Source organism: Krasilnikovia sp. MM14-A1004 (genome assembly GCF_047159485.1).
In the GTDB taxonomy this organism is placed as follows: domain Bacteria; phylum Actinomycetota; class Actinomycetes; order Mycobacteriales; family Micromonosporaceae; genus Actinoplanes.
The window spans coordinates 2,958,815-2,979,954 of record NZ_AP038773.1 but is presented as its reverse complement, the minus strand read 5'-3'; the positions used below and the strand labels follow the sequence as shown (position 1 = coordinate 2,979,954).

The following is a 21,140-nucleotide window of genomic DNA, read 5'->3' as shown; positions in this document are numbered from 1 at the left end:
CCGGGGGACGGTGGGCGGCGGCTGGTCCGGCTGCGTAGGGTGCTCGGCGGGGCCGTACCGGACCGGCCGGCCCCCGGGCGTCGCGGCGCGGGATGAGAGGGGTGTTCCACTGGAGCGGCGTACGCCGAAGTACCAGGTCATCGCGGCCGACCTGGCGACCCGGATCCGCGGCGGCGCGCTGCCGCCCGGCTCGGCCCTGCCGCCGCAGAAGGAACTGAGCGCCAGCTACGGCGTCACCCTCGCCACCCTGCGCCAGGCCCTGCAACGGCTGGAGGACGACGGGCTGCTGACCCAGCAGGCCGGGCGGGGCACGTTCGTCGCCGAGCCGCGGGCGGCGTACCGGCTCGACTCGCTGCGCGGCCTCGCCGAGGATCTGCGCGCGCAGGGCCAGGCGGTGACCACCGACGTGCTCGACCGTACGCTGCGCCGCCCGGACGCCGCCGTGGCCCGGCAGCTGGCCCTCGGCTCCGGGCAGCGCGCGTTGCGCCTGGAACGGCTGCGCCGCCTGGCCGGCCGCCCGGCCGTGCACCAGGTGTCCTGGGTGCCGGAGCCGCTCGGCGACGCACTGCGTGACGCCGACCTGACCAGCCTGTACGCCGCGGTCGCGGACCTGGGTGTGGTGGTGCACCGGGCGGCCGAGGTGATCCGCCCCGGCGTGCTCGACGACGCCACCGCGGCCCTGCTGGACTGCCCGGCCGGCACTCCCGTCTTCGTCTCCGAACGGGTCACTTCGGGGCTGGACGACGCGCCCCTGGTCCTGGACCGGGCCACCATCCTGGGCACGGTCATGGAGATCCGCACGGAACGCGCCGCAACCGGCCTCTCCATGCGCTGGACCCGACAGGACTAGGCAAAGGACACGCGAACGGCCCCGGCGACGATAGTGGTCCCGCATTTCGAGGTGGAACACCCGCCGGGTGGCCCCGGTCGGGAGTTCCTCGAACGTAGGGGGTCGTCCCTCCCCTGCTCACCTCCGGCAGGAACGGCATCACGGTTACGGACTCAGATCGGGCGATAGAAGTCATTGCCGGGCAGCCTCAGATCGGATGCCCGGTCACGCGGGAGCCAGCGCACCGCCTCACCAGCGGACAGGTTCGCGACCGGAGTCACCTCGTACTCGTACCGGATGTACTCCGTGATCGGCTCGGAGATGATCCGCAGACGCCGGACGTCGCCCCCTCGTCCGATGAGCGGTGCAAGCAGGGCGCGCCATCGCGCGTCTGCCGCCTCGCGTTCGCACTCGCCGGCCCGCCACGCCACGAACAAGGCCGACCGCTCGTAGACATCGCGCATCTCGAGATGAAACGCGCGCCGCTCAGCATTGAGCAGCAGGTCAGCCAACGCTGGAAACGCCACCGGCATCACTACCTCCGAGAGAACCGCCATGAGCCGCTCCACGATGGCCACCACGGTCTCATGAAGGAACGCTCGCCGACCGCGGCCAGGGGTGCTGCAAGCATCTCGACACCTGCCCGTGTAGACCGCTTCGCGCTATCTGAATCCTTCATGGAGGATTGTTTGTTTTTTCCCGATGGGGCCGGGGATTGGGGCGCGTGACGACGTTCATCGATCGGAAGGAGCGCGCTCATGCGCATCGGAACCGTCCGCACCGCCCTGCTCTGTGCCACCGTCATGGTGGCCGGTGTGTCCCTCACCGCGGCGCCCGCCGCAGTCGCCGCCCCCGCGCCCGCCACGGCCCGGGCAGCCTCTGACGCCGGCACCCTGACCTCCACCGTGGACGGCACCTTCACCGACGCCACCGGGCAACCCGGCACGTTGTCGGGCACGTTCGACCCGACCCGGTTCGCCGTCCAGGACGGACAGCTGGTTGCCACGGGCACCCTGCACGCCGTGCTCACCGACGCCACGGGCGCCACCCGCAGCACCGACTCCGTGGTCACGGTTCCCGTCCGGATGCCCTCCGGCAGCCAGGCGCAGGCTCTCGCGCCCTGCCCGATCCTGCACTTGGAACTCGGCCCGCTGGACCTGAACCTGCTGGGCCTGGTCGTGCACCTCAACCGGGTCGTGCTCGACATCACCGCGCACCCGGGCCCGGGTGATCTGCTCGGCAACCTGCTGTGCGCGATCGCCGGCCTGCTCGACGGGCCGAACCCGTCGCTGGGCCTGATCGCGGACCTGCTCAACCAGGTCCTCGCCATCCTCGGCCTGTAGGACGGCAGCACGTCGAGGCGGCCGGCGGCTCCCGCCGGCCGCCCGCCCGTGCAGCCCTACGCATCGGAGGTCTCGGCGAGGCGGGCGGCGAGGAAGTCGCGTTCGGCCTCGTTGTCGGCGAGCGCCAGGGCCGCCCGGTAGGCGTCTGCGGCCTCCGCGTGACGGCCCAGCCGGCGCAGCAGGTCGGCCCGGACGGCGGGCAGGTAGTGGTATTCGGCGAGGTGCCCGTCTCGGTGCAGCGCCTCGACGTCGTCCAGGGCGGCCTGCGGCCCGTGCGCCATCGACACCGCCACGGCCCGGTTGAGCGCCACGACCGGTGACGGCCAGACCGCCAGCAGGTGGTCGTACAGGGCCACCACCTGCGGCCAGTCCGTCGCCTCGTAGCTGGCGGCGTCCGCGTGCAGGGCGGCGATGGCGGCCTGCAGCGCGTACCGGCCGACCCGGCCGGTGCGGAACGCGCCGGCGACCAGGTGGGTGCCCTCGGTGATGGCGGTGGTGTCCCAGGCGGCGCGGTCCTGGTCGGCCAGCAGCACCAGGCGCCCCTGCGCGTCGGTCCGGGTCGCCCGGCGGGCGTCGGTGAGCAGCAGCAGGGCCAGCAGCCCCCGGACCTCCGGCTCGTCGGGCATCAGCGACAGCAGCATGCGGGCCAGGTGCAGGGCCCGCTCCACGAGATCCGTACGGATCAGATCGGCGCCCGAGGGCGCGATGTGGCCGGTGGTGTACAGCAGGTGGATGACGCTGAGCACCGCGTCCAGCCGTTCCGGCAGTTCCTCCGCGCCCGGCACCCGGTACGGGATCCCGGCCGCCGAGATCTTCTTCTTGGCGCGGGTGACCCGCGCGGCCATGGTCGGTTCGGAGACCAGGAACGCGCGGGCGATGTCGCCGGTGCCCACCCCGCACACCAGGCGCAGGGTCAGTGCCACCCGGGCCTCGCGGGCCAGCGCGGGATGGCAGCACGTGAAGATCAGGCGCAGCCGGTCGTCCGGCACGGCGTCCTCCCCCGGCTCGGGCGCCGCTGCCTCGTCCGACTCCACCAGCAGCGGCAGCTTGGTGCGGAACACCCGGTCCCGGCGCAGCACGTCGAGCGCCCGGCGTTTGGCCGTGGCGGTGAGCCACGCGCCGGGCTTGCGCGGCACGCCGTCGCGGGCCCAGGCGTCCAGGGCGGCGATGTACGCCTCCTGCACGCACTCCTCGGCGACGTCGAGGTCGCCCGCGACGCGCGCCGTCGCCGCGAGCACGAAGGCCCATTCGCGGCGGTGCGCGTCGGCGACGGCCCGCTGGGCCTGCGCGGTGCCGTCGGTCACGGGGCGGGCCAGACGAACAGCGGCCGGACCTCGACGCCGCCGTCGCGCGTGGCCGGGTTGAGCTTGGCGACCCGCAGGGCAACGTCCAGGTCGGGGGCGTCGAGCACGAAGAACCCCGCCACGACCTCCTTCGCCTCGGCGAACGGGCCGTCGGTGACCACGTCGCCGCGGACCGCCGTGGCGGTGGTGCTGGGTTGCAGGGCGTACCCCGTGACGATCGTGCCGCCCAGCTCCGCCACCCGGCCCTGGTAGCGGTCGAGCGCCGCGAGGTCGTCCGGGCTGAGCTCCAGCGGGTCGGCGGGGGCCGGGGAGTAGATCAGGATCGCGTACTGGGGCATCGGGTCCTCCTGGATCGTGGTGTCCGGTTCCTGCCCTCCCGACGAACGGGGACGGCCGATTTCGACAGCCCGCCGCGACATTCTCCCGGACCGCGCCGGCGACGGACCGCACACCGGCTTGCTCACTTTCCGCCTGGGAAGGCTGCAGACCGGGGCCTGCACGGCCGATGGGAGGAGACCGCGCGGTGACTGCGCGGCCCAAGGAATGGGGTCAGGAGCACGGCAGGATGCATCGGTACGGGGTGAACGCTCTGCGGCACGTCCGCGCCTGCGCGGGACACATCGGGTTCTGGGCACAGGCGGGCGTGCCCGTCGTCGCGGTCACGGCGGCGCTGTATCTCACCGGCTGGGGCGCGGCGCTGGCCGTACTCCAGCTGCCCTTGCTGGCGCTGGTGGTGCACCGCTCGGGTGGCCGGGCGTGGCTGCCCGCCGCCGTGGCGGGAGCCGCGTCACTGGCGCTGGGCGAGGCGGGCGTCGCGACCGGGGTGCTCCCCGGCGAACTGCCGCAGCCGCACGGTCACGTCCTGGCCGCGCTCGTGGGCCTCGCGATGCTGACGACGGCGTGGATCCTCGGCGCCGCGGCCTCCGGCCGGGAGGGCGCCGAGCAGTCCCTGCGCCTCACCGGCCGCCGCTACGAGGCGCTGCTGCGCGACGGCGGCGACCTGGTGGTGCTCACCGACAGCCGGGGCGAGGCCGGGTACGTCAGCCTGTCCGCGCCGCGAGTGCTGGGCCTGGAGTCGTCCCGCCTGCTCGGTACGGGGCTGCGCGAACGCATCCACCCCGAGGACCGGACACTGGCCGCGCAGTTGCGGGCCCGGCTGCGCACCGACGACGCCCCCGGCGAGCAGTCGGCCGAGCTGCGCATCCGGCACGGCGACGGCGAATGGCGCTGGTACGAACTGACCGGGCACAACCTGCTGGCCGACCCGGCCGTGGCCGCGCTGCTGATCCGCGTACGCGACGTCACCGAGCAGCGGGCCCTGCGCATGCAGCTGATGCGGGCCGCGGGCCGCGACCCGCTGACCGGGCTGGCCACCGCCACGACCCTGGAACGCGACGTGGACCGGGCCCTGCGCCACGGCACCCGCTACCAGCACCCGGTGGGTGTTCTCGTGGTGAAGCTGGACGGCTTCGACGCGCTGGTCGACGGGTACGGCAAGGAGGTGGGCGACAAGCTGCTCACCGACGTGGCCGAGGTGCTGCGCCGGACCGTACGCGACACCGACGTGGCCGCCCGGCTCGACGACGACCGGTTCGGCGTGCTGCTCGGGCGGGTGGCCGGCGCCGAGAAGGCGCGCCGGGTGGCCGCCCGGATCCTGCGGGGCATCACCGCGCAGGCCGTGGCGGGCGCGCGGCTGGAGGTGGCCTGCAGCGTCGGCCTGGCGATGGCGCACCCCGGCGGTTCCGACGCGGCGACGCTGCTGCTGCACGCCGACACCGCGATGCACCGGGCCCGGCGGCGCGGCCGGAACCGCTGCGAGGTCTATATCGAGCAGGAGACAATCGCACCCTGGAACTGAACGGGGCGGCGCCGGCGCAAGGGCTTCCCCCGTTGCCGGGGTGCGCACGGCGCAATCATGCTGATCGATGACGCACCACCCATCGATCCTGAGGACGCCCAGATGCGATTCAGATTCCTTCCCGGCGTGCTGCTGCTGGCCGCGGGTCTCGCCGTTCCGGCGGCGGCACCCGCCGCGGCGGCCGTCGCCGACGCCACCCGGACACCCGGACACCCGGCGTACACGATCTCCCTGACCAGCGACACCACCGGGCGGACCTGGACCGGCCACGAGAGCGTGTCGTTCAGCAACCCGTCGGCCGTCGCGCTGACCGAGGTGTACCTGCGGCTGTGGGACAACGCCCACGGCAGTTGCCCGAGCACCCCGATCACGGTCAGCCACGTCACCGGCGGCACCGCCGGCGCGCTGGAGGTGGGCTGCACCGCCCTGAAGATCACCCTGCCCGCCCCGGTGCCGCAGGGCGGGACCGGCACCATCGGCTTCGACGTGAGCATCGTGGTCACCTCCGGCGTCGACCGGTTCGGCTACGACGGCAACTACACGTTCATCGGCAACGCGCTGCCGGTGCTGGCGGTGCGCGACGCGGCCGGGTGGCACCTCGACCCGTACACGAACAACGGTGAGTCGTTCTACGCCCTGGCCAGCGACTTCGACGTGACGCTCGACCACCCGAGCGGGCTGGCGGTGCCGGCGACCGGCACGTCGACCGACACCGCCGGGTCGTCCGGTCGCACAGTCACCCGCGCGGTCGCCACCAACGTCCGCGAGTTCGCCTGGGCGTCCGGGCCGTTCAAGAAGATCACCGGCACGACCGCGGGCGGGGTCCGGGTCAACGTGTACTCGGTGAGCGCGATCAGCAACCGCAGCGCGACCTCGATGCTGAACACCGCGACCGCGGCACTGGACGCGCACTCCGCCCGGTTCGGCGCCTACCCGTACGGGGAGGCGGATGTGGTGCTGGACAACGGCTTCTGGTTCGGCGGCATGGAGTACCCGGGCTTCGTGCTGGACCTGGTCAGCACCACCGCGCTCGCGCACGAGCTGGCCCACCAGTGGTTCTACGGCATCGTCGGCGACGACGAGTACGCGACGCCGTGGCTCGACGAGGGCTTCACCGACTACGCCACCGACCTGTACTTCAACAAGACCGGCTCGGGCTGCGGCATCACCTGGCAGTCGTCTGCAGAGAAGCTGACCAACTCGATGGCGTACTGGGATGCGCACTCCGGCCGGTACTCGACAGTGGTGTACGGCTACGGCAAGTGCACGCTGCACGACCTGCGCCGGCTCATCGGCACCACGGCGATGGAGAACCTGCTCCGCTCGTACGCCGCGTCCCACTGGTACGGCGTGTCCACGGTGGCCGACTTCAAGGCGGCCGCGCAGGCGGCCGCCGGGTCGACCGACCTGACGTCGTTCTGGGCCACGCACCGCGTCGAGGGCTGAACGGACGGGCCGCCGGGTCAGCCCCGGCGGCCCACGCCACGCATCGACGGGGGTCGGCACGGGCGCCTGAACGCGACCGCTATCCTCGCTCACCGCCGAGCCCGCGCGGGCCGAGCCCGCCACAGGCTGAGCCCGGCGGGTCGGGTCAGCCCGGGCGGCGGAAGCCGGCGATCGGGGCGCCGTGGTCGATCGGCGCCATCCTGACCTTGTCGCCGCTGTGCGGGGCGTTCACCATCTTGCCGCCGCCGATGTAGATGCCCACGTGGTGGACGTCGCTGTAGAAGAACACCAGGTCACCGGGCTGCAGCTCGCCGCGGCTGACCGGCCGGCCGGAATTCCACTGGTCCTTGGTGTAGTGCTCCAGGTGCACCCCGACCGCCGCCCAGGCGGCCTTGGTCAGCCCGGAGCAGTCGTAGGTCCGGGGGCCCTCGGAGCCGAAGACGTACGGCTTGCCGATGAGGTCGCAGGCGCGCTGGGCGGCCCGGCCACCCTTGTCGTTGCTGTAGGTGACCGGGCACGGGCCGGTGCGCAGGGGCCCGTCGTCGACGCCCGCGGCGCCGTACGCCTGGATACGCAGCTTCTGCAGATCGTTGATCTTCTGCTCGATCGCCTTGCGCTTGCCACCGAGGTCCGCGTCGCGGGCGGCCACGGTCTGCGTCAGCACGTCCAGGTCCTGCTTGTCCCTGGCGTACCTGTCGCGCAGGACGGCGACGCCGGCGACGGACTCCCGCTGATGGCGGGCGAGCTGGTCGATGTAGGTGAGCTTGTCGGTCAGCCCGGTCGGGGAACCGCTCACGATCATCGCGCTGAACGCGTTCGGCGCGCCCTGCATGTACGCGTCGGACGCCATGCCGCCGACCTCCGACATCGCGAGGTCGACCTGCAGCTGCAGGGGGGTGAGCCGATCGGAGATGATCTTCAGCTTCTTGCGGTTCTCCAGCAGCTGGGAATGCACGTGGTTGTACTGCTCGATCACGGGTTCGAGCTCGTTCCACTGCTTGTCGATCTGGGCCTCGACACTGGCGGGCGACGGAGCGGCCAGGACAGCGACGGGCAGCGGGCCGGCGAGCGCGGCGGTCGGGCCGGTGAGCACCAGGCCCACCGCAACGAGTGCGCAGAGCAGGCGGCGCAATGTGGCGCGAGGCGCCTCAACCCGGTACACGGCGGTGGGCCGTCCTTTCTTCCCGCAGCCGCCGACCGGGCCAACAAACCGGGGCGGGCGGGACGAAGCGCCCGGCCACGGAGAGTATCCGTGGCTTCACCCCACCCCGCGGTGGGTCCCGGCTCGTGTGCACGATAAGGCGGTGGCTCGCCAGATCGCCCGCTGTGGACGATGGGGGGCTGCCGAGCCGGGGACCACCGTACTCCGGAAGATCCCCCGTATTGAAGTGGTGGATACCGGGAAAACTCACCGCATAACGGTGCTGACGCTGCGTTATTTAAGGAAGATCTAAAGAGGCCACGCGGCGAGGGCCTGCCCGAGCCAGGGCAGCACCAGAATGACCGTCGGCAGCACCAGCAGACCGCCCGCCGCGACCAGCACCAACGCGGTCAGCGGCAGCGGCGTCGGCAGCGGGGCGGCCAGCCGGTCCCACCGGCGGCGGCCCTCCACCGCGGGCATCCCCGGCTGACCGGCCGCGTCCGCCGGTGCCGGGGGCGCCTCGCTCAACCGGGCCAGGGCCGCACGCACCGGCACCGCGCCGCAGCGGCGGCGGGCGGCGTCGTCGGCGGCCATCTCCAACAGCATGTGTACGGCGTCCAGCGGCGCCCGGCTGCGCAGCGGCCGCGGCACCGCCCGGTAGAAGGCCGTGAACGACTCCAGCACCAGATCGTGCCTGTGCCGCAGGTGCGCCTGCTCGTGCGCCAGCACCGCGGCCACCTCCGGCGCGCCGAGCAGCTTCAGAGCACCGCCGCTGAGCACCACCCGCGGCGAGCGACCCGGCACGCAGTACGCGAACGGCAACTCGCCGTCGAGCACCCGCAGGCCGCGGACGTCCAGGTCGCCGTGCTGTTCGGCGCGGTCGAGCAGGTCCACGAGCAGCCGGTGGCGGGCGCGGCGGGCCCGCGAGCGGTACATCACCCCGGCCAGCGAGCCGAGCAGCCGCAGCACGATGACCGCCGCGACCGCGAGCGCCCCGACGAGGGCGACGGCGGACGCCGGGCGCCCGGACCCGAACGCGCGGACCAGTTCCTCGGGCGCCGCGAGGACCACCCCCAGCGCGGAGAGCACCGCGGCGAGGGTGAGTGCCTGCCACAGCGCGACGGCCGCGGCCGGGGCGCGCTCGGGCCAGCGGGCGGCCGCGAGAGGGCCCGGGATCACCAGTGACAGGGTCAAGCCCAGCGCGCCGAGCAGCAGGGCGGTCAACCGCCGGCCGCCCGCCGGGCCGCCTCCAGCGCGGCGGTCAGCTTGGCCGGGGCGAGCCGGCCGAGGAAGTGGGCCAGTGCCGCGTCGCGGGGCTCACCGTCCGGGGTGGCGCTCAGGGCGTCCAGCATCAGGGCCGCGGTCATCTCCTCGCGGCTCTGCGCGGGCAGGTAGCGGTAGGCGCGGTCGGCGCGCTGCTGGCGTACCACGCCCTTCTTGGCGAGCCGGTCCAGCACGGTCATCACTGTCGTGTACGCCAGGTCGCGCTCGCGGCTGAGCCGCTCGTGCACCTGCCGTACGGTCAGCGGCTCGCCCGCGTCCCACAACTGCGTCATGACCTCGCGTTCGAGGTCGCCCAGCCCGGCCATGTGAGCCACTCTACTCGCCGCGTCGTACTACGGGTCGTAGTATCTACTACGTTTCGTCGTAGAGGGAGGGACTCAAGGCGTGGACGTGCTCGATCTGACCAGGCTGCAGTTCGCGGTCGTGACGATCTACCACTACCTGTTCGTGCCGCTGTCGATCAGCCTCGCCGCCACCGCCGCCGGGCTGGAACTCGCCTGGCTGCGCACCGGCGCCGACAAGTACCGGCAGCTCACCCGCTTCGTGGGCGGCCTGCTCATCGTCACCTTCGCGGTGGGGGTGGTCACCGGGCTCGTGCAGGAGTTCCAGTTCGGGCTCGGCTGGAGCAACTTCGCCCGCTTCTACGGCGACGTGTTCGGACCCACCCTGGCCGTCGAGGGGATGCTCGCGTTCTTCCTCGAAGCCACGTTCCTCGCCCTGTGGTACTTCGGCTGGGACCGGCTGCCCCGCGCGGCGCACGCCGCCACCATCGCCGTCGTGGCCGTCGGCACGGTGCTGTCGGCGTTCATCATCCTCGCCGCCAACTCGTTCATGCAGAACCCTGTCGCGTACGCCCTCGACCCGGCGACCGGGCGGGCCCGGCTCACCAGCCTCGCCGAGCTGCTCACCAACAAGGTCAACCTGGCCGCGTTCCCGCACACCATGGCCGGGGCCGCGATGGCGGGCGGGGCGCTGCTGCTGGCCATCGGCGCGTGGCGGTCCCGATCCGCCGCGGCGGCCGCGTCCGCTGTGGACGTCGCGTCCGCTGTGGACGCCGCGTCCGCTGTGGACGCCGCGTCCGCTGTGGACGCCGCGTCCGGGGTGGGGGCACCGTCCGGTGTCGGGGCACCATCCGGCGAGAAGGCCGCATTCGGCACGCTCGCCAGGCTCGGGGCCTGGCTCACGGCCGTCGGCGGGGCGCTCACCGCGCTCACTGGCGACCACCTCGGCAAGGTCATCACCGGGGTGCAGCCGATGAAGATGGCCGCCGCCGAGGCCCTGTACGCCACCACGACGGGCGCGCCGTTCTCGGTGTTCGCCCTCGGCGGCGGGGGCGACGGGCGGCCGTTCTTCAGCATCGAGGTGCCCTACCTGCTGTCCATCCTCGCCAAGGGCTCCCCCGGCGCCACCGTCTCCGGCCTCGACGACCTGCAGGCCCAGTACGCCGCCCAGTACGGCCCCGGCAGCTACGTCCCGATGGTGCCCGTGGCGTTCTGGAGCTTCCGGCTGATGATCGGGGTGGGGATGGTGGCCGCCGCGATCGCCGCCGCGTACCTGTGGACCGGACGGCGCGGGCGCACCCCGCACCGGCTGCTGGTCCGGGTCCTGCCGGTGCTGCCGCTGCTGCCCGCCGCGGCCAACACCTTCGGCTGGCTCTTCACCGAGACGGCCCGCCAGCCGTGGCTGGCGTTCGGCCTCACCACGGTCGCGGACGGCCTGTCCCCCGGCCTGACCCGCGCCGAGGTCATCGCCTCCCTGCTCGGCTTCACCGCCGTGTACGGCGTCCTCGCGGTCGTCTGGCTGCGCCTGGTGCGGCGTCTCGCCTCGCGGCCCCTGGATCCGGCTCCCGCCACGGCCGAACGGGCCGCCACCGAACCCGCACCGGTCTACTGAGGAGCGCCCATGGTCACCTTCTGGTTCGCGCTGGTCGTACTCTGCTGGGTTCTGTTCTTCGTCCTGGAGGGCTTCGACTTCGGCGTCGGCCTGCTGGCGGTGTTCCTCGGCCGCGACGACCACGAGCGCGCCGCGGCGATCCGTACGGTCGGCCCGTTCTGGGACGGCAACGAGGTCTGGCTGGTCGCCGCGATCGGGGTGACGTTCGCGGCGTTCCCCGACTGGTACGCGGCCCTGCTCTCCGGCCTGTACCTGCCGCTGGTCGCGCTGTTGCTGCTGCTGGCGATCCGGGGGGTGGCGCTGGAGTTCCGCGGCAAGTCCGACGGGGCCCGCTGGCGGCGCGGCTGCGACGCCGCCCTCGCGGCCAGTTCCGCGGGCATCGCGCTGCTGTGGGGTGCGGTGCTGGCGGTGCTCGTGCGCGGCCTCGCCCTCGGGCCCGCCCGCGAGGTCACCGGCACCGGCCTGTCCCGCACGCTCGACCCGGTGCTGAGTCCCGCCGCGGCGGCCGGGGCGGCGGCCGGGCTCGCCGTGGCCGTGCTGCTCGGCGCGGCGTTCCTCGCCCTGCGCACGACCGGACCGGTCCGGCGGCGCGCCCGGCGGGTCTGCGTGGCGGCGGCCGCCCTGCTCGGTGCGGGTCTGGTCACCGCGGCGGCCGTCACCGGGACGGCGACGCCGCTGGTGGCGGCGCTGCCCTGCGCCGGAGTGGCGCTGCTGGCCCGGGACCGGCGCGAGGCGGCGGCGTTCACCGTGGCCGCGCTCGGGGTGGCGGGCGCGGTGGTTGCCGTGTTCACCGCCCACGGCGACGTGGTGCTGCGCAGCACGCTGAACCCCGCCTGGTCGCTCACCCTCGCCGACGCGGCAGCCCCCGCATCCACGTTGCGGCTGCTCACCGTGGCCGGGGTGGTCATCCTGCCGGGCGTGCTGGTGTACCAGGGGTTCTCGTACTGGGTGTTCCGGCGGCGGGTCGCCAGCGAGCGGGTCCCGTCGTGACTCGACGGAGCGGCCCGCTGGACCGGCGGCTGCTGCGGCACGCGCGGGCCAGCCGTACGCCGATCGCGGGGCTCGCCGCCATCGGCGCGGGGCAGGCGGGCGCGACGCTGCTGCTGGCCGCCGCGCTGGCCCGTACCGTCGCGGGGCACCCGGGCGGGGCGACGGTGGCGCTGCTGGCCGCCGCGTACCTCGCGCGGGCCGGACTGGCCTGGGCCGAACAGGTCGTCGCCCAGCGCGCCGCGGCCCGCGTCGGCGACGAGCTGCGCCGCGGCGTGCTGGCCGCGGCGCTGCGCCGCGGCCCCGCCTGGGCCGCCCGGTACGGCGCCGGACGACTCACGGCCGTGCTCACCACCGGACTGGACGCGCTGCGGCCGTGGTTCAGCGGGTACCTGCCCGCGCTCGTCCTCGGGGTGGCCCTGCCGCCGCTGGTGGTCGCCGCCATCGCCGTCGTGGACCCGGCGTCGGCGCTGATCGCGCTCGCCACCCTGCCGCTCGTGCCGGTGCTCGGCGCGCTCATCGGGTGGGCCACAGAGGCCCGCGCCCGGCAACGGTGGGAGGCCGACGCCCGGCTCGCGGGCCACTTCCTGGACGTGGTGCGCGGCCTGGCGACCCTGCGCGTCCACGGGCGGGCCGAACGGCAGGTACCCGCCGTCGCGGCCATGACCGAGCGGCACCGCGCGGCGACCATGCGGGTGCTGCGGGTCGCGTTCCTGTCCTCGACCGCGCTGGATCTCGTGGGCACGCTGTCGGTGGGGCTGATCGCGGTCACCGTCGGGCTGCGGGTCGCGGCCGGGCACCTGGCGCTGGAACCCGCCCTGCTGGTGATCCTGCTGGCGCCGGAGGCGTACCGGCCGCTGCGGGAGATGGCGGCCCGCTACCACGCCAGCACCGACGCGGCCGCGGTCATCGCGGACGTGGACGAGGTGCTGACCGCACCCCCGGCCCGCAGCGGGGCCGGCGGGGAGGGCGGCAGGCCCGGGATCGGGGCCACCAACATCCGGGTACGCCATCCCGGCGCGACCGGCGACGCCCTCGTCCTGCCCGGACTCGCGGTGGCGGCGGGCGAGTTCGTGGCGCTGCGGGGCGCGTCCGGCGCGGGCAAGACCACCGCCCTGCGAGTGCTGGCCGGGCTGCAACCGCCCGACTCGGGCTCCACGGTCGTGACCGGGCCGCGTCCGCTGTACCTGCCGCAGCGGCCGATGCTCCCGCACGCCCGTACGGTCGCGGACGTGTTCGCCCTCGCCGCGGCCCCGGAACCGGCCCCCGGCCCCCGGCGGATCCGGGCGGCCCTGCGGGCGGTGGGGCTGGACGGAGAACTCGAACCCGGCACCCCGCTCGGTGAACACGGCGACGGCGTGTCCGCCGGGCAGCGCCAGCGGCTCGCCCTCGCCGTGCTGCTGCACCGGGCCGGCCGGGAACCGGTGACGCTGCTGCTGGACGAGCCGACCGCGCACCTCGATGCGGCCGCCGAGCGGCTGGTCGTGGCGGAGCTGCGGGCCGCGGCCCGGCGGGGCTGCGCGGTGCTGGCGGTGGCGCACCGGCCCGCACTGCTGGCCGCGGCGGACCGCGCAGTCACCATCCACGCCCGCCACGCCGCGTCCACCGGTCAACCCCCCGCCGCGCCGGCCGCCGATGACCGCGCGGGTGCCGTCACCGCCGGTCACGGCCCCGCGTCATCCGGCAGGGGCACACGGTCCGGGCGCCGCGTCGACGCCGTGACACAGCGGCCCGGCACCGCGATCCTGCTCGGTGCGGCGGCATGGCTGGCCGGGATCGCGTTGACCGGTGCCGCCGCATGGCTGCTCGTCCGGGCATCCGCGCTGCCGCCGGTGCTGACGCTGTCGGCCGCGGTCGTCACGGTCCGGGCCACGGCGGTGGCCCGGCCGCTGCTGCGCTACCTGGAGCGGCTGGCGTCGCACGAGGTCGCGTTCGCCCGGCTGGGCGCCTGGCGCGCCCGCGTGTACGCCGACCTGATCCCCCGCGTACCGGGCCCCGACCTGCACCGCCGCGGCGACCTGCTGACCCGCGTGGTCGACGACGTCGACGCACGGGTGGACGGGCTGCTGCGCGGGCACCTGCCCCGGGCCGCCGCCGCGCTGGCCGTGGGCGTGGCCGGGGCCGCCGCGACGGCCGTACAGCCCGCCGTGGTGCTTCCCCTCGTCGCGGGGCTGGGCCTGTCCGCCGTCGCGGCGCCCCTCTTCGCCGGGCGCCGGGCGGCGCGGCTGGACGCGGCCACGGGGCGGGCCCGCGGCGAACTGCGCGACGCACTCGTCGAGTCCGTCGACGCGCTGGAGGAACTGGGCGCCCGCGAACCCGGTGCGGCGCTGGCCGTACCGGACCGGCGCAGCCGCGCCCTGTCCACCGTGGAGGCCCGGACCGCGTGGGGTGCGGGCGGGGCCGCCGCGCTGGCGCATCTCGGCTGGGGGGTGGTCGTGGTGGGTACCGCCCTCGTCCCGGGCGTGACCAGCGGTGTCTCACCCGAATGGGCCGCGGTGCTGCTGCTGGGGATGGTCGCCCTGAACGAGCCCGTCGCCGGTCTGCCGGATGCGGCCGTGGCGCGCCGCCGGGCTGCGGGCGCGCGAGCCCGGCTGGCCGCACTCGCCCCCGCGTCCCCCGCACAGCGGGTGACGGGAACCAGGGCCGCGACCGGGACGTGGGCCGACGCCACGGGCGGGGGCGAGGTCAGGGTGCGCGGACTTGTGGCGGGCTGGCGTCCCGACGCCCCGGCGGCGCTGCGCGGACTCGACCTGGACCTGCCGGCGGGCGGGCGGGTCGCGGTGCTCGGCGCGTCCGGCAGCGGCAAGTCCACCCTGGCCGCCGTGCTGGCCCGGCTGCTCGACCCGCGCGCCGGCACGGTACGGATCGACGGGACGGACCTGCACGCCCTGCCGGACGAGGCCGTTCGCAGCATGATCGCCCTGGTCAGCGACGAGACCGGACACCTCTTCGCCTCGACCGTACGGGAGAACCTGCGCCTGGCCCGCCCCGGCGCCACCGACGCCCAGCTGCACGCCGTCCTCGCCCGGGTCGGCCTCGGCGGCTGGCTGGCCCGGCTGCCGGACGGGCTGGACACCTGGCTCGGCACCGGCGGCGCCACCGTCTCCGGCGGTCAACGGCGCCGGCTGGTGACCGCCCGCGCGCTGCTGGCCGGACCGCGCGTACTGATCCTCGACGAGCCGACCGAGGGTCTGGCCGAGGACGAGGCCGGATCCCTGATGGCAGACCTGCTGGCGGCCGGTGCGGGCCTGTCCGTGCTGCTGTTCACGCACCGCCGCGAGGGTCTGGACGCGGTCGACGCCGTGCACGTCCTGAGCGGGGGCAGACTGGCGGAACCGGCGCTGCGGTAGCACCGGCGGGAGCGCCCACAGTGGACGACGTCAGGGCGCCGGGAGGGGGTGCCGGCCCCGTTCGGCTTCGGCGGCCGCGGCCAGCACCTCGTCCGGCCGTACTGTCGACAGCGCATCATGCCCGGCGGGTCCGGGGCCGCCGTGCCAGATCGCCCGGTGGTACGCCCTCCCGGGTGGCGGCCCCCACCGGTGCGGTGGCACCGGGCCGAACAGCACCACCGACGGCACGCGGTACGCCGTGGCCAGGTGCGCGATCCCGGTGTCCCCGCTGATCACCAGGCGGGCGTGCGCGACCAGCGCGGCGAGCCCGCCCAGCCCGGTACGGCCCGCGAGCACGGCCCCGGCGGGCAGTCCCGCGCCGCGGGCCACCCGTACCGCGAGATCGGTGTCGTGGGCCGAGCCCGTGACGACCACGTGGTGGCCGGCCGCCGCGAGCGCGCGGGCGACGGCCGCGAAGCGGTCCGGCGGCCACCGGCGCCCGGGCGCCCTCGCACCCGGGTGGACGATGGTGACGCCGTGCGCGACAGGCGTGTCCGGCACCGCCAGCGCGAGGTCGTCCGCGTCGGCGCGGATCCCGTAGTGGCGCAGCAACCGGCACCAGCGGTGCGTCTCGTGTTCGTCCTCGGCCCAGTCCGGGCCGTCGGAGTGCGCGGCTTCGGCGTTGGCGAACGCCCACAGCCTCGCGGGTCGCACCGCGTTCAGCAGGCGGTGCGACTCGGGACCGCAGCCGTGCAGGTTGACCGCGATCTCGGGGCCCGGTGCGGTCCACCGGTTCGGCGCCAGGCCCGCCGTGGGCAGCACCCGGTCGATCCCGCCCACGAGGTCGACGAGCGGGGTCAGCCACGCGGGCGCGGCCAGCGCCAGGGTCCGCGCCGCGAACGCGGCCCGGAGGGCGCGCAGCGCGGGCACGGCGATGGCGAGGTCGCCGACGCCGGGAGCGCACAGGGCGAGGATCACGAGGTCTCCGTCTCCGCGGTTCACCCTCAAAGATCGGCGACGCGGCCCCCGCGCGGGCCGGATTCGCGAAGTTGCCCGGACCGCTGCGCTCCGGTCAGCTCCCGCTGCCTCCGTGCCAGGCGTGCCACAGGGCGGCGTAGGCGCCACCGGCCCGGAGCAGCTCGTCGTGGCTGCCCAGCTCCACGACGCGGCCCGCGTCGAGCACGGCGACCCGGTCGGCGTCGCGGGCGGTCTGCAACCGGTGGGCCACCGCGACGACGGTGCGTTTGCGCAGTACGGCGGCCAGCGCCCGTTCGGCGCCGCGCGCGGTGGCGGGGTCCAGCAGGGCGGTGGCCTCGTCGAGCAGGACCGTGTGGGGGTTCGCCAGCACCACCCGGGCGAGCGCCAGTTGCTGGGCCCGCGCCCCGTCGAGCGGCTGGCGGCCGAGGTCGGTGTCGAGGCCGGCCGGTAGCTCGTTGAGCCAGTCCGCGCCCACCGTGGCCAGTGCCGCGCGCAGGCGCAGGTCCGTCGCGCCGGGCGCCGCCAGCCGCAGGTTGTCCCGCAGCGTGTCGCGGAAGACGTGGTGCTCCTGCGTGACGAGGACGACCTGACGGCGCAGCACCTGCGGGGGCAGCTCGGCCACGGGCACGCCGCCGACGGTGACCGTGCCGGCGCGCGGGCGGTCCACCCCGGCCAGCAGCCGGACGAGGGTGGACTTGCCCGCGCCGGACACGCCGACCACCGCGAGCCGCTCCCCCGGCCGGACCGTGAGGTCGACGCCGCGCAGCACGTCCGGGCCGCCGTCGTAGGCGTACCAGACCCCGGTCATCTCGATCCGGTCTCCGGTGGGGAGGGCCGTGCCGGGGACGGGGGCGGGCGGGACGGCGGCGAGGCCCTCGAGGCGGGCGAACGACGCCCCGCTGGCCTGCAGGCGCTCCATCCAGACCAGGATGATGTCCAGCGGGGCACCGAGCTGGCGCAGGTACAGGGCGCAGGCGGTGACCGCGCCGAGGGTGAGTTGCGCGTGGCGGTACAGCAGACCGCCGAGCAGCAGCACCGCGACCACGGGCAGCACATAGGACACGTCCACGATCGGGAACAGCACGCTGCGCAGGAACAGGGTGCGCAGCCGGGCCCGTCGGACCCATCCGACAGCTTCCCGACCGGCGGCGACGCGGCGGCCCTGCAGGCCGAGAGCCTCGACGGTACGGGCGCCCGCCACGGTCGCCGCGAGCTCGTCGGCGAGGGCGGAGCTGGCGGCCCCCTCGTCCAGGTAGGCGGCCCGGGCCCGGCGCAGGTACCAGCGGGCCGCGAATCCCGCCCCGCCGAGGGCCAGCAGCCCGGCCGCGCCGAGCACCGGTGCGACCAGCAGGACCGCACCGAGCAGGAACACCGCCTGGGTGGCGGCGACGAACACCTCGGGTACCGCGTCGCGCAGGGTCGCCGCGACGGCGCCGACGTCGCCGGTGCCGCGGGCGGCGAGGTCGCCCGCGGTGACCCGTTCGATCGTGGCGGCGGGCAGCGCCAGCGCCCGGTCGAGGAACTGCTCCCGGACCCGGGCCCCGGTCCGCTCACCGAACCGGTGCGCGACCAGCAGCGCCCACCGGGTGAGCAGGATCTGCGCCACGGTGGCGGCGACGATGCCCAGCGCCAGCCGGTCCACCCGGGGCACCGCGGCGGCGCCGTCGGCGGCGACCAGGTCGACGATGTGCCCGAGCAGCCGCGGGGGGACCAGCGCGGCGGCCGCGGCCAGGGCGGCGAGCCCCACCATGCCGGTGACGGCGCGCGCCTCGGCGGACAGCAGCCGCGCCATGGCGCGCCGTACCCGGCGGCCGTCCGCCACCGGCAGGCCGCCCGCCACCGTGCCGCCGCTCACCGCGACCCCGAGCCCGGCCGTACGGTGACCGGCCCGTCCGCGCCGCGGGCCACCAGGGCCCGGTAACCCGGTGCGGCAGTCAGCAGTTCCCGGTGGGTGCCCGTGGCGAGGACCCTGCCGTCCACCAGGAAGTGCACGACGTCCGCCCGGTCCAGCAGCGCCGCCGACGTGGTGGCCAGCAACGTGGTACGCCCGGCGCGGGCCGCGGCCAGCCGCCGGGCGATGCCCGCCTCGGTGTGCGCGTCGACAGCGGACGTCGGCTCGACGGCCAGCAGCACCTCCGGGTCGGCGTACAGGGCCCTGGCGAGCCGGATGCGCTGGCGCTGGCCGCCGGAGAGGTTGCGGCCACGGCTCTCCACGCGCGCCGTGGGGCCGTCGGCGACGTCGTGGGCGAGTGCCGCGTCGAGGGCGCCCCGCAGCCCGGCGTCGTCCGGGTCGAAGCGGCCGGCCACGACGTCGTCGATCGACCCGGCGAACAGGTGGGCCTCGTTGTCCGCGACGAGGATGCGTTCGCGCAGCACGGCGGTGGCGATCCGGTCCAGCCGCACCCCGGACCAGCTCGCCGCGGTGGGCCCGTACCGGCCGAGGCGGTCGACCACGGCGACCGCGTCGGCGGGGCGGGCGCTGGCCAGCGCGGTGATCCGCCCGGCGGCGACGGTGACGCCGGAGGCGGGGTCGTGCAGGGTGACCGGGCCGCGCGGGGCGGGTAGCGCCGGTGCCTCGTCGTGCTCCGGGCGCAGCGCCAGGAAGTCGACGACGCGGCGGCCCGCGACCAGGGCCCGGCTGATGTCGGAGCCGCCCTCGATGAGGAACGTCACCGGCACGACGAGCACGGCGGTGTACCCGTACACGGCGACGAGGTCGCCGACCGTGATGTCGCCGCGCGCGGCGAGGCGGGCGCCCAGCCACGTCACGACCGCGAGGAACAGGGCGGGCAGGCCCGCGCCGAGGGCCTGGATCCAGCTGGTCACGGCGCCGACCCGGTTGCCGGAGTCGCGCAGCTGGCCGGAGGCGCGCCCGTACCGTCGGGCCGTCGCCTGCTGGCCGCCGAGACCGCCGAGGATCCGCAGGCCGCCGAGGACGTCGACGAGTCGGGCGGCGAGGTCGCCCTGCCGGTCGCGGTAGCGCGTGTCGGCGTGGTGCAGCCGGCCCAGCAGCGGCCCGACCGCCACGGCCAGCGCCGCAGCGCCGGCCAGCACGACGACCGCCAGCAGCGGCGAGATCCCGGCCAGCAGCGCCGCCACCACCGCATACGCGATCAGTGCCCCGATGCCCGGACCGGTGACCGTCAGGGCCTGGGCGAGCACCCACACGTCGCCGATGCCGAGCGTGACGACCTCGCCGGGCGGCAGGCGGCGCGGCAGGGCCGCGCCGAGCCGGGTGGCGTGCGCCAGCACCTCGCGGACGGTCCGCAGGCCCGCGTCCAGCCGGATCCTCGTCGTGATGCGGTGCCGCGCGATGGCCAGGGCGGCGTTGGCGATGCCGACGGCGAGCAGGGCCGCGGCCCAGCCGGCCAGCGCGGCCGGGCGGCGCGACTGCAGGCCGCGGTCCACGGCCAGCGACAGCAGGTACGGCGGGAGCGTCAGCCCCACCATCCACGCGGTGCCGACGGCCACCCCGGCCGCGACCCGCGCGGGCTGGCGGCGCACGAGCCACCACAGATAGCGGACCGGTCCGCGCACGTCTCCCGGCCCCAGACCATCCTCAATCACCCGTTGGACACTAAATCAGCGCCTATCAATACCGAAAGCCCGTCCCGGCCGGGGCGGTCCCCGCCACGCGGCCGCCTACCGGCTGTTAGTCTCGCGATGCCGCAAAACCGCAGCCAGGGAGCCCTGCCCGTGACCGACGTGACCTCCGGCGGCAGCGTTGCCCGGCCGTATCTGGCGCACCCGCAGCGGGTGATCGGCGGCCGCGATTTCGACTTCTCCCGCCGGGTCGCGGTGATGGCGATCGTGAACCGGACCCCCGACTCGTTCCACGACCGGGGCGCCACGTTCGCGCTGGACCGGGCGATCGAGGCGGTACGCGCGGCGGCGGCCGCCGGGGCCGACTGGATCGACATCGGTGGGGTGCCGTTCGCTCCGGGCCCGGAGGTCAGCGCGGCGCAGGAGCTGGAACGGGTGCTGCCGGTGGTGGAGGCGGCCCGCGACCTGGCGGTGGTCTCGGTGGACACGTTCCGGCCGGAGGTGGCGCGCGCGGTGGTGGCGGCCGGGGCGGGGGTCGTCAACGACACGTCGGGGCTGCGCGATCCCGCGATGGCGGACGCGGTCGCGGGCACCGCCGCGACGCTGGTGATCACGCACAGCCTGGCGGCGCCGCGCACCAGGTACCCGCGCCCGACCTACGACGACGTGACCGCCGAGGTGATCGACTTCCTGCGGCGCCGGGTCCAGCTGGCGCTGGACCGGGGCGTACGCCCCGAGCAGATCGTCATCGACCCTGGTCACGACCTGAACAAGAACACCTACCACTCGCTGGAGCTGACCCGGCGGCTCGACGAGCTGACGGCGCTCGGGTTCCCGGTGCTGGCGGCGGTGAGCAACAAGGACTTCATCGGCGAGACGCTGGACGCGGCGCAGCACGACCGGCTGGTCGGCACGGTCGCGGCGGTGGTGTTCTGCGTGATCCGGGGTGCCCGGATCGTCCGGGTGCACGACGTGCCCGCGGCGGTGGACGCCGTCCGGATGACGGAGGCGATGCTGGGCCTGCGGCCCCCCGCGACGGCCCGGCACAACCTGGACTGAACCGGTTGTTTCACATGGGCGTCGCGGTGTTGCATTTTGATGACATTCACTGAACGATTGTCGTCGATCCGCCATCCCCCTCGCGGCGGTGCCGAAGGAGTCCCCCGTGTTCACTCCCTGCGCGACCGCGGCGTACGCCGGGTAGA

17 protein-coding genes are annotated in these 21,140 nt (G+C 75.2%); 8 read left to right on the top strand and 9 right to left on the bottom strand.

Going from position 1 to position 21,140, the window contains the following annotated elements; genetic code table 11:
- Positions 1-109: 109 nt before the first annotated feature.
- Entirely contained in the window at positions 110-850 is a 741-nt protein-coding gene (locus ACMCNN_RS13485; protein ID WP_412747158.1) for a GntR family transcriptional regulator, read from the top strand.
- 152 nt (positions 851-1,002) lie between these two features.
- On the opposite strand, the gene ACMCNN_RS13480 is transcribed toward ACMCNN_RS13485, so the two are convergent.
- On the bottom strand, positions 1,003-1,407 hold the full coding sequence (locus tag ACMCNN_RS13480; RefSeq protein WP_412746537.1) for a DUF6879 family protein: 405 nt from the start codon (positions 1,405-1,407) through the stop codon (positions 1,003-1,005).
- 180 nt (positions 1,408-1,587) lie between these two features.
- Here ACMCNN_RS13480 and ACMCNN_RS13475 point away from each other — a divergent pair, with 180 nt between their 5' ends.
- Positions 1,588-2,172, top strand: a complete 585-nt coding sequence (locus tag ACMCNN_RS13475; RefSeq protein ID WP_412746536.1) for a hypothetical protein — start codon at positions 1,588-1,590, stop codon at positions 2,170-2,172.
- Between the two features lie 56 nt (positions 2,173-2,228).
- Here ACMCNN_RS13475 and ACMCNN_RS13470 read toward each other — a convergent pair whose 3' ends face one another.
- Together ACMCNN_RS13470 and ACMCNN_RS13465 are read right to left on the bottom strand one after the other, a co-directional pair.
- On the bottom strand, positions 2,229-3,410 hold the full coding sequence (locus tag ACMCNN_RS13470) for an RNA polymerase sigma factor (RefSeq protein WP_412747157.1): 1,182 nt from the start codon (positions 3,408-3,410) through the stop codon (positions 2,229-2,231).
- A 62-nt stretch (positions 3,411-3,472) separates the two neighbouring features.
- Entirely contained in the window at positions 3,473-3,814 is a 342-nt protein-coding gene (locus tag ACMCNN_RS13465) for a YciI family protein (RefSeq protein ID WP_412746535.1), read from the bottom strand.
- Positions 3,815-3,999: 185 nt separating this feature from the next.
- On the opposite strand from ACMCNN_RS13465, the gene ACMCNN_RS13460 reads away from it, so the two are divergent.
- Positions 4,000-5,334: a diguanylate cyclase domain-containing protein gene (locus ACMCNN_RS13460; protein ID WP_412746534.1), complete on the top strand. Its 1,335-nt coding sequence runs from the start codon at positions 4,000-4,002 to the stop codon at positions 5,332-5,334.
- A gap of 102 nt (positions 5,335-5,436) precedes the next feature.
- Complete coding sequence (locus ACMCNN_RS13455) at positions 5,437-6,780, top strand: M1 family metallopeptidase (protein WP_412746533.1); 1,344 nt, start codon at positions 5,437-5,439, stop codon at positions 6,778-6,780.
- Between the two features lie 145 nt (positions 6,781-6,925).
- Here ACMCNN_RS13455 and ACMCNN_RS13450 read toward each other — a convergent pair whose 3' ends face one another.
- The 3 genes from ACMCNN_RS13450 to ACMCNN_RS13440 form a co-directional block, all read right to left on the bottom strand.
- Complete coding sequence (locus ACMCNN_RS13450; protein WP_412746532.1) at positions 6,926-7,942, bottom strand: NlpC/P60 family protein; 1,017 nt, start codon at positions 7,940-7,942, stop codon at positions 6,926-6,928.
- Positions 7,943-8,230: 288 nt separating this feature from the next.
- Positions 8,231-9,145 (bottom strand): M56 family metallopeptidase, encoded by a 915-nt coding sequence (locus tag ACMCNN_RS13445; protein ID WP_412746531.1) that lies wholly within the window; start codon positions 9,143-9,145, stop codon positions 8,231-8,233.
- Entirely contained in the window at positions 9,142-9,510 is a 369-nt protein-coding gene (locus tag ACMCNN_RS13440) for a BlaI/MecI/CopY family transcriptional regulator (protein WP_412746530.1), read from the bottom strand. The genes ACMCNN_RS13445 and ACMCNN_RS13440 overlap by 4 nt, the downstream gene beginning before the upstream one ends.
- A gap of 79 nt (positions 9,511-9,589) precedes the next feature.
- Between ACMCNN_RS13440 and ACMCNN_RS13435 the strand changes: the two genes are divergently transcribed.
- From ACMCNN_RS13435 to cydC, 3 genes are read left to right on the top strand one after another with little or no spacing between them, the layout of a single operon-like run.
- Entirely contained in the window at positions 9,590-11,098 is a 1,509-nt protein-coding gene (locus ACMCNN_RS13435) for a cytochrome ubiquinol oxidase subunit I (protein WP_412746529.1), read from the top strand.
- Positions 11,099-11,107: 9 nt separating this feature from the next.
- Entirely contained in the window at positions 11,108-12,088 is a 981-nt protein-coding gene (gene cydB, locus ACMCNN_RS13430) for a cytochrome d ubiquinol oxidase subunit II (protein ID WP_412746528.1), read from the top strand.
- Complete coding sequence (cydC, locus tag ACMCNN_RS13425) at positions 12,085-15,435, top strand: thiol reductant ABC exporter subunit CydC (protein ID WP_412746527.1); 3,351 nt, start codon at positions 12,085-12,087, stop codon at positions 15,433-15,435. Before cydB ends, cydC begins: the two co-directional genes overlap by 4 nt.
- 30 nt (positions 15,436-15,465) lie before the next feature.
- Here the strand turns inward: cydC and ACMCNN_RS13420 are convergent, their stop codons facing one another.
- The 3 genes from ACMCNN_RS13420 to ACMCNN_RS13410 all read right to left on the bottom strand — a co-directional run bounded on the left by ACMCNN_RS13420 (position 15,466) and on the right by ACMCNN_RS13410 (position 19,842).
- A complete protein-coding gene (locus ACMCNN_RS13420) occupies positions 15,466-16,392 on the bottom strand; it encodes a glycosyltransferase family 9 protein (protein WP_412746526.1) in 927 nt (308 codons plus the stop codon).
- Between the two features lie 94 nt (positions 16,393-16,486).
- A complete protein-coding gene (locus ACMCNN_RS13415; protein WP_412747156.1) occupies positions 16,487-18,184 on the bottom strand; it encodes an ABC transporter ATP-binding protein in 1,698 nt (565 codons plus the stop codon).
- Positions 18,185-18,243: 59 nt separating this feature from the next.
- On the bottom strand, positions 18,244-19,842 hold the full coding sequence (locus ACMCNN_RS13410) for an ABC transporter transmembrane domain-containing protein (RefSeq protein ID WP_412747155.1): 1,599 nt from the start codon (positions 19,840-19,842) through the stop codon (positions 18,244-18,246).
- Positions 19,843-20,193: 351 nt separating this feature from the next.
- On the opposite strand from ACMCNN_RS13410, the gene folP reads away from it, so the two are divergent.
- Positions 20,194-20,994: a dihydropteroate synthase gene (folP, locus tag ACMCNN_RS13405; RefSeq protein WP_412747154.1), complete on the top strand. Its 801-nt coding sequence runs from the start codon at positions 20,194-20,196 to the stop codon at positions 20,992-20,994.
- The last annotated feature ends 146 nt before the right edge of the window (positions 20,995-21,140 follow it).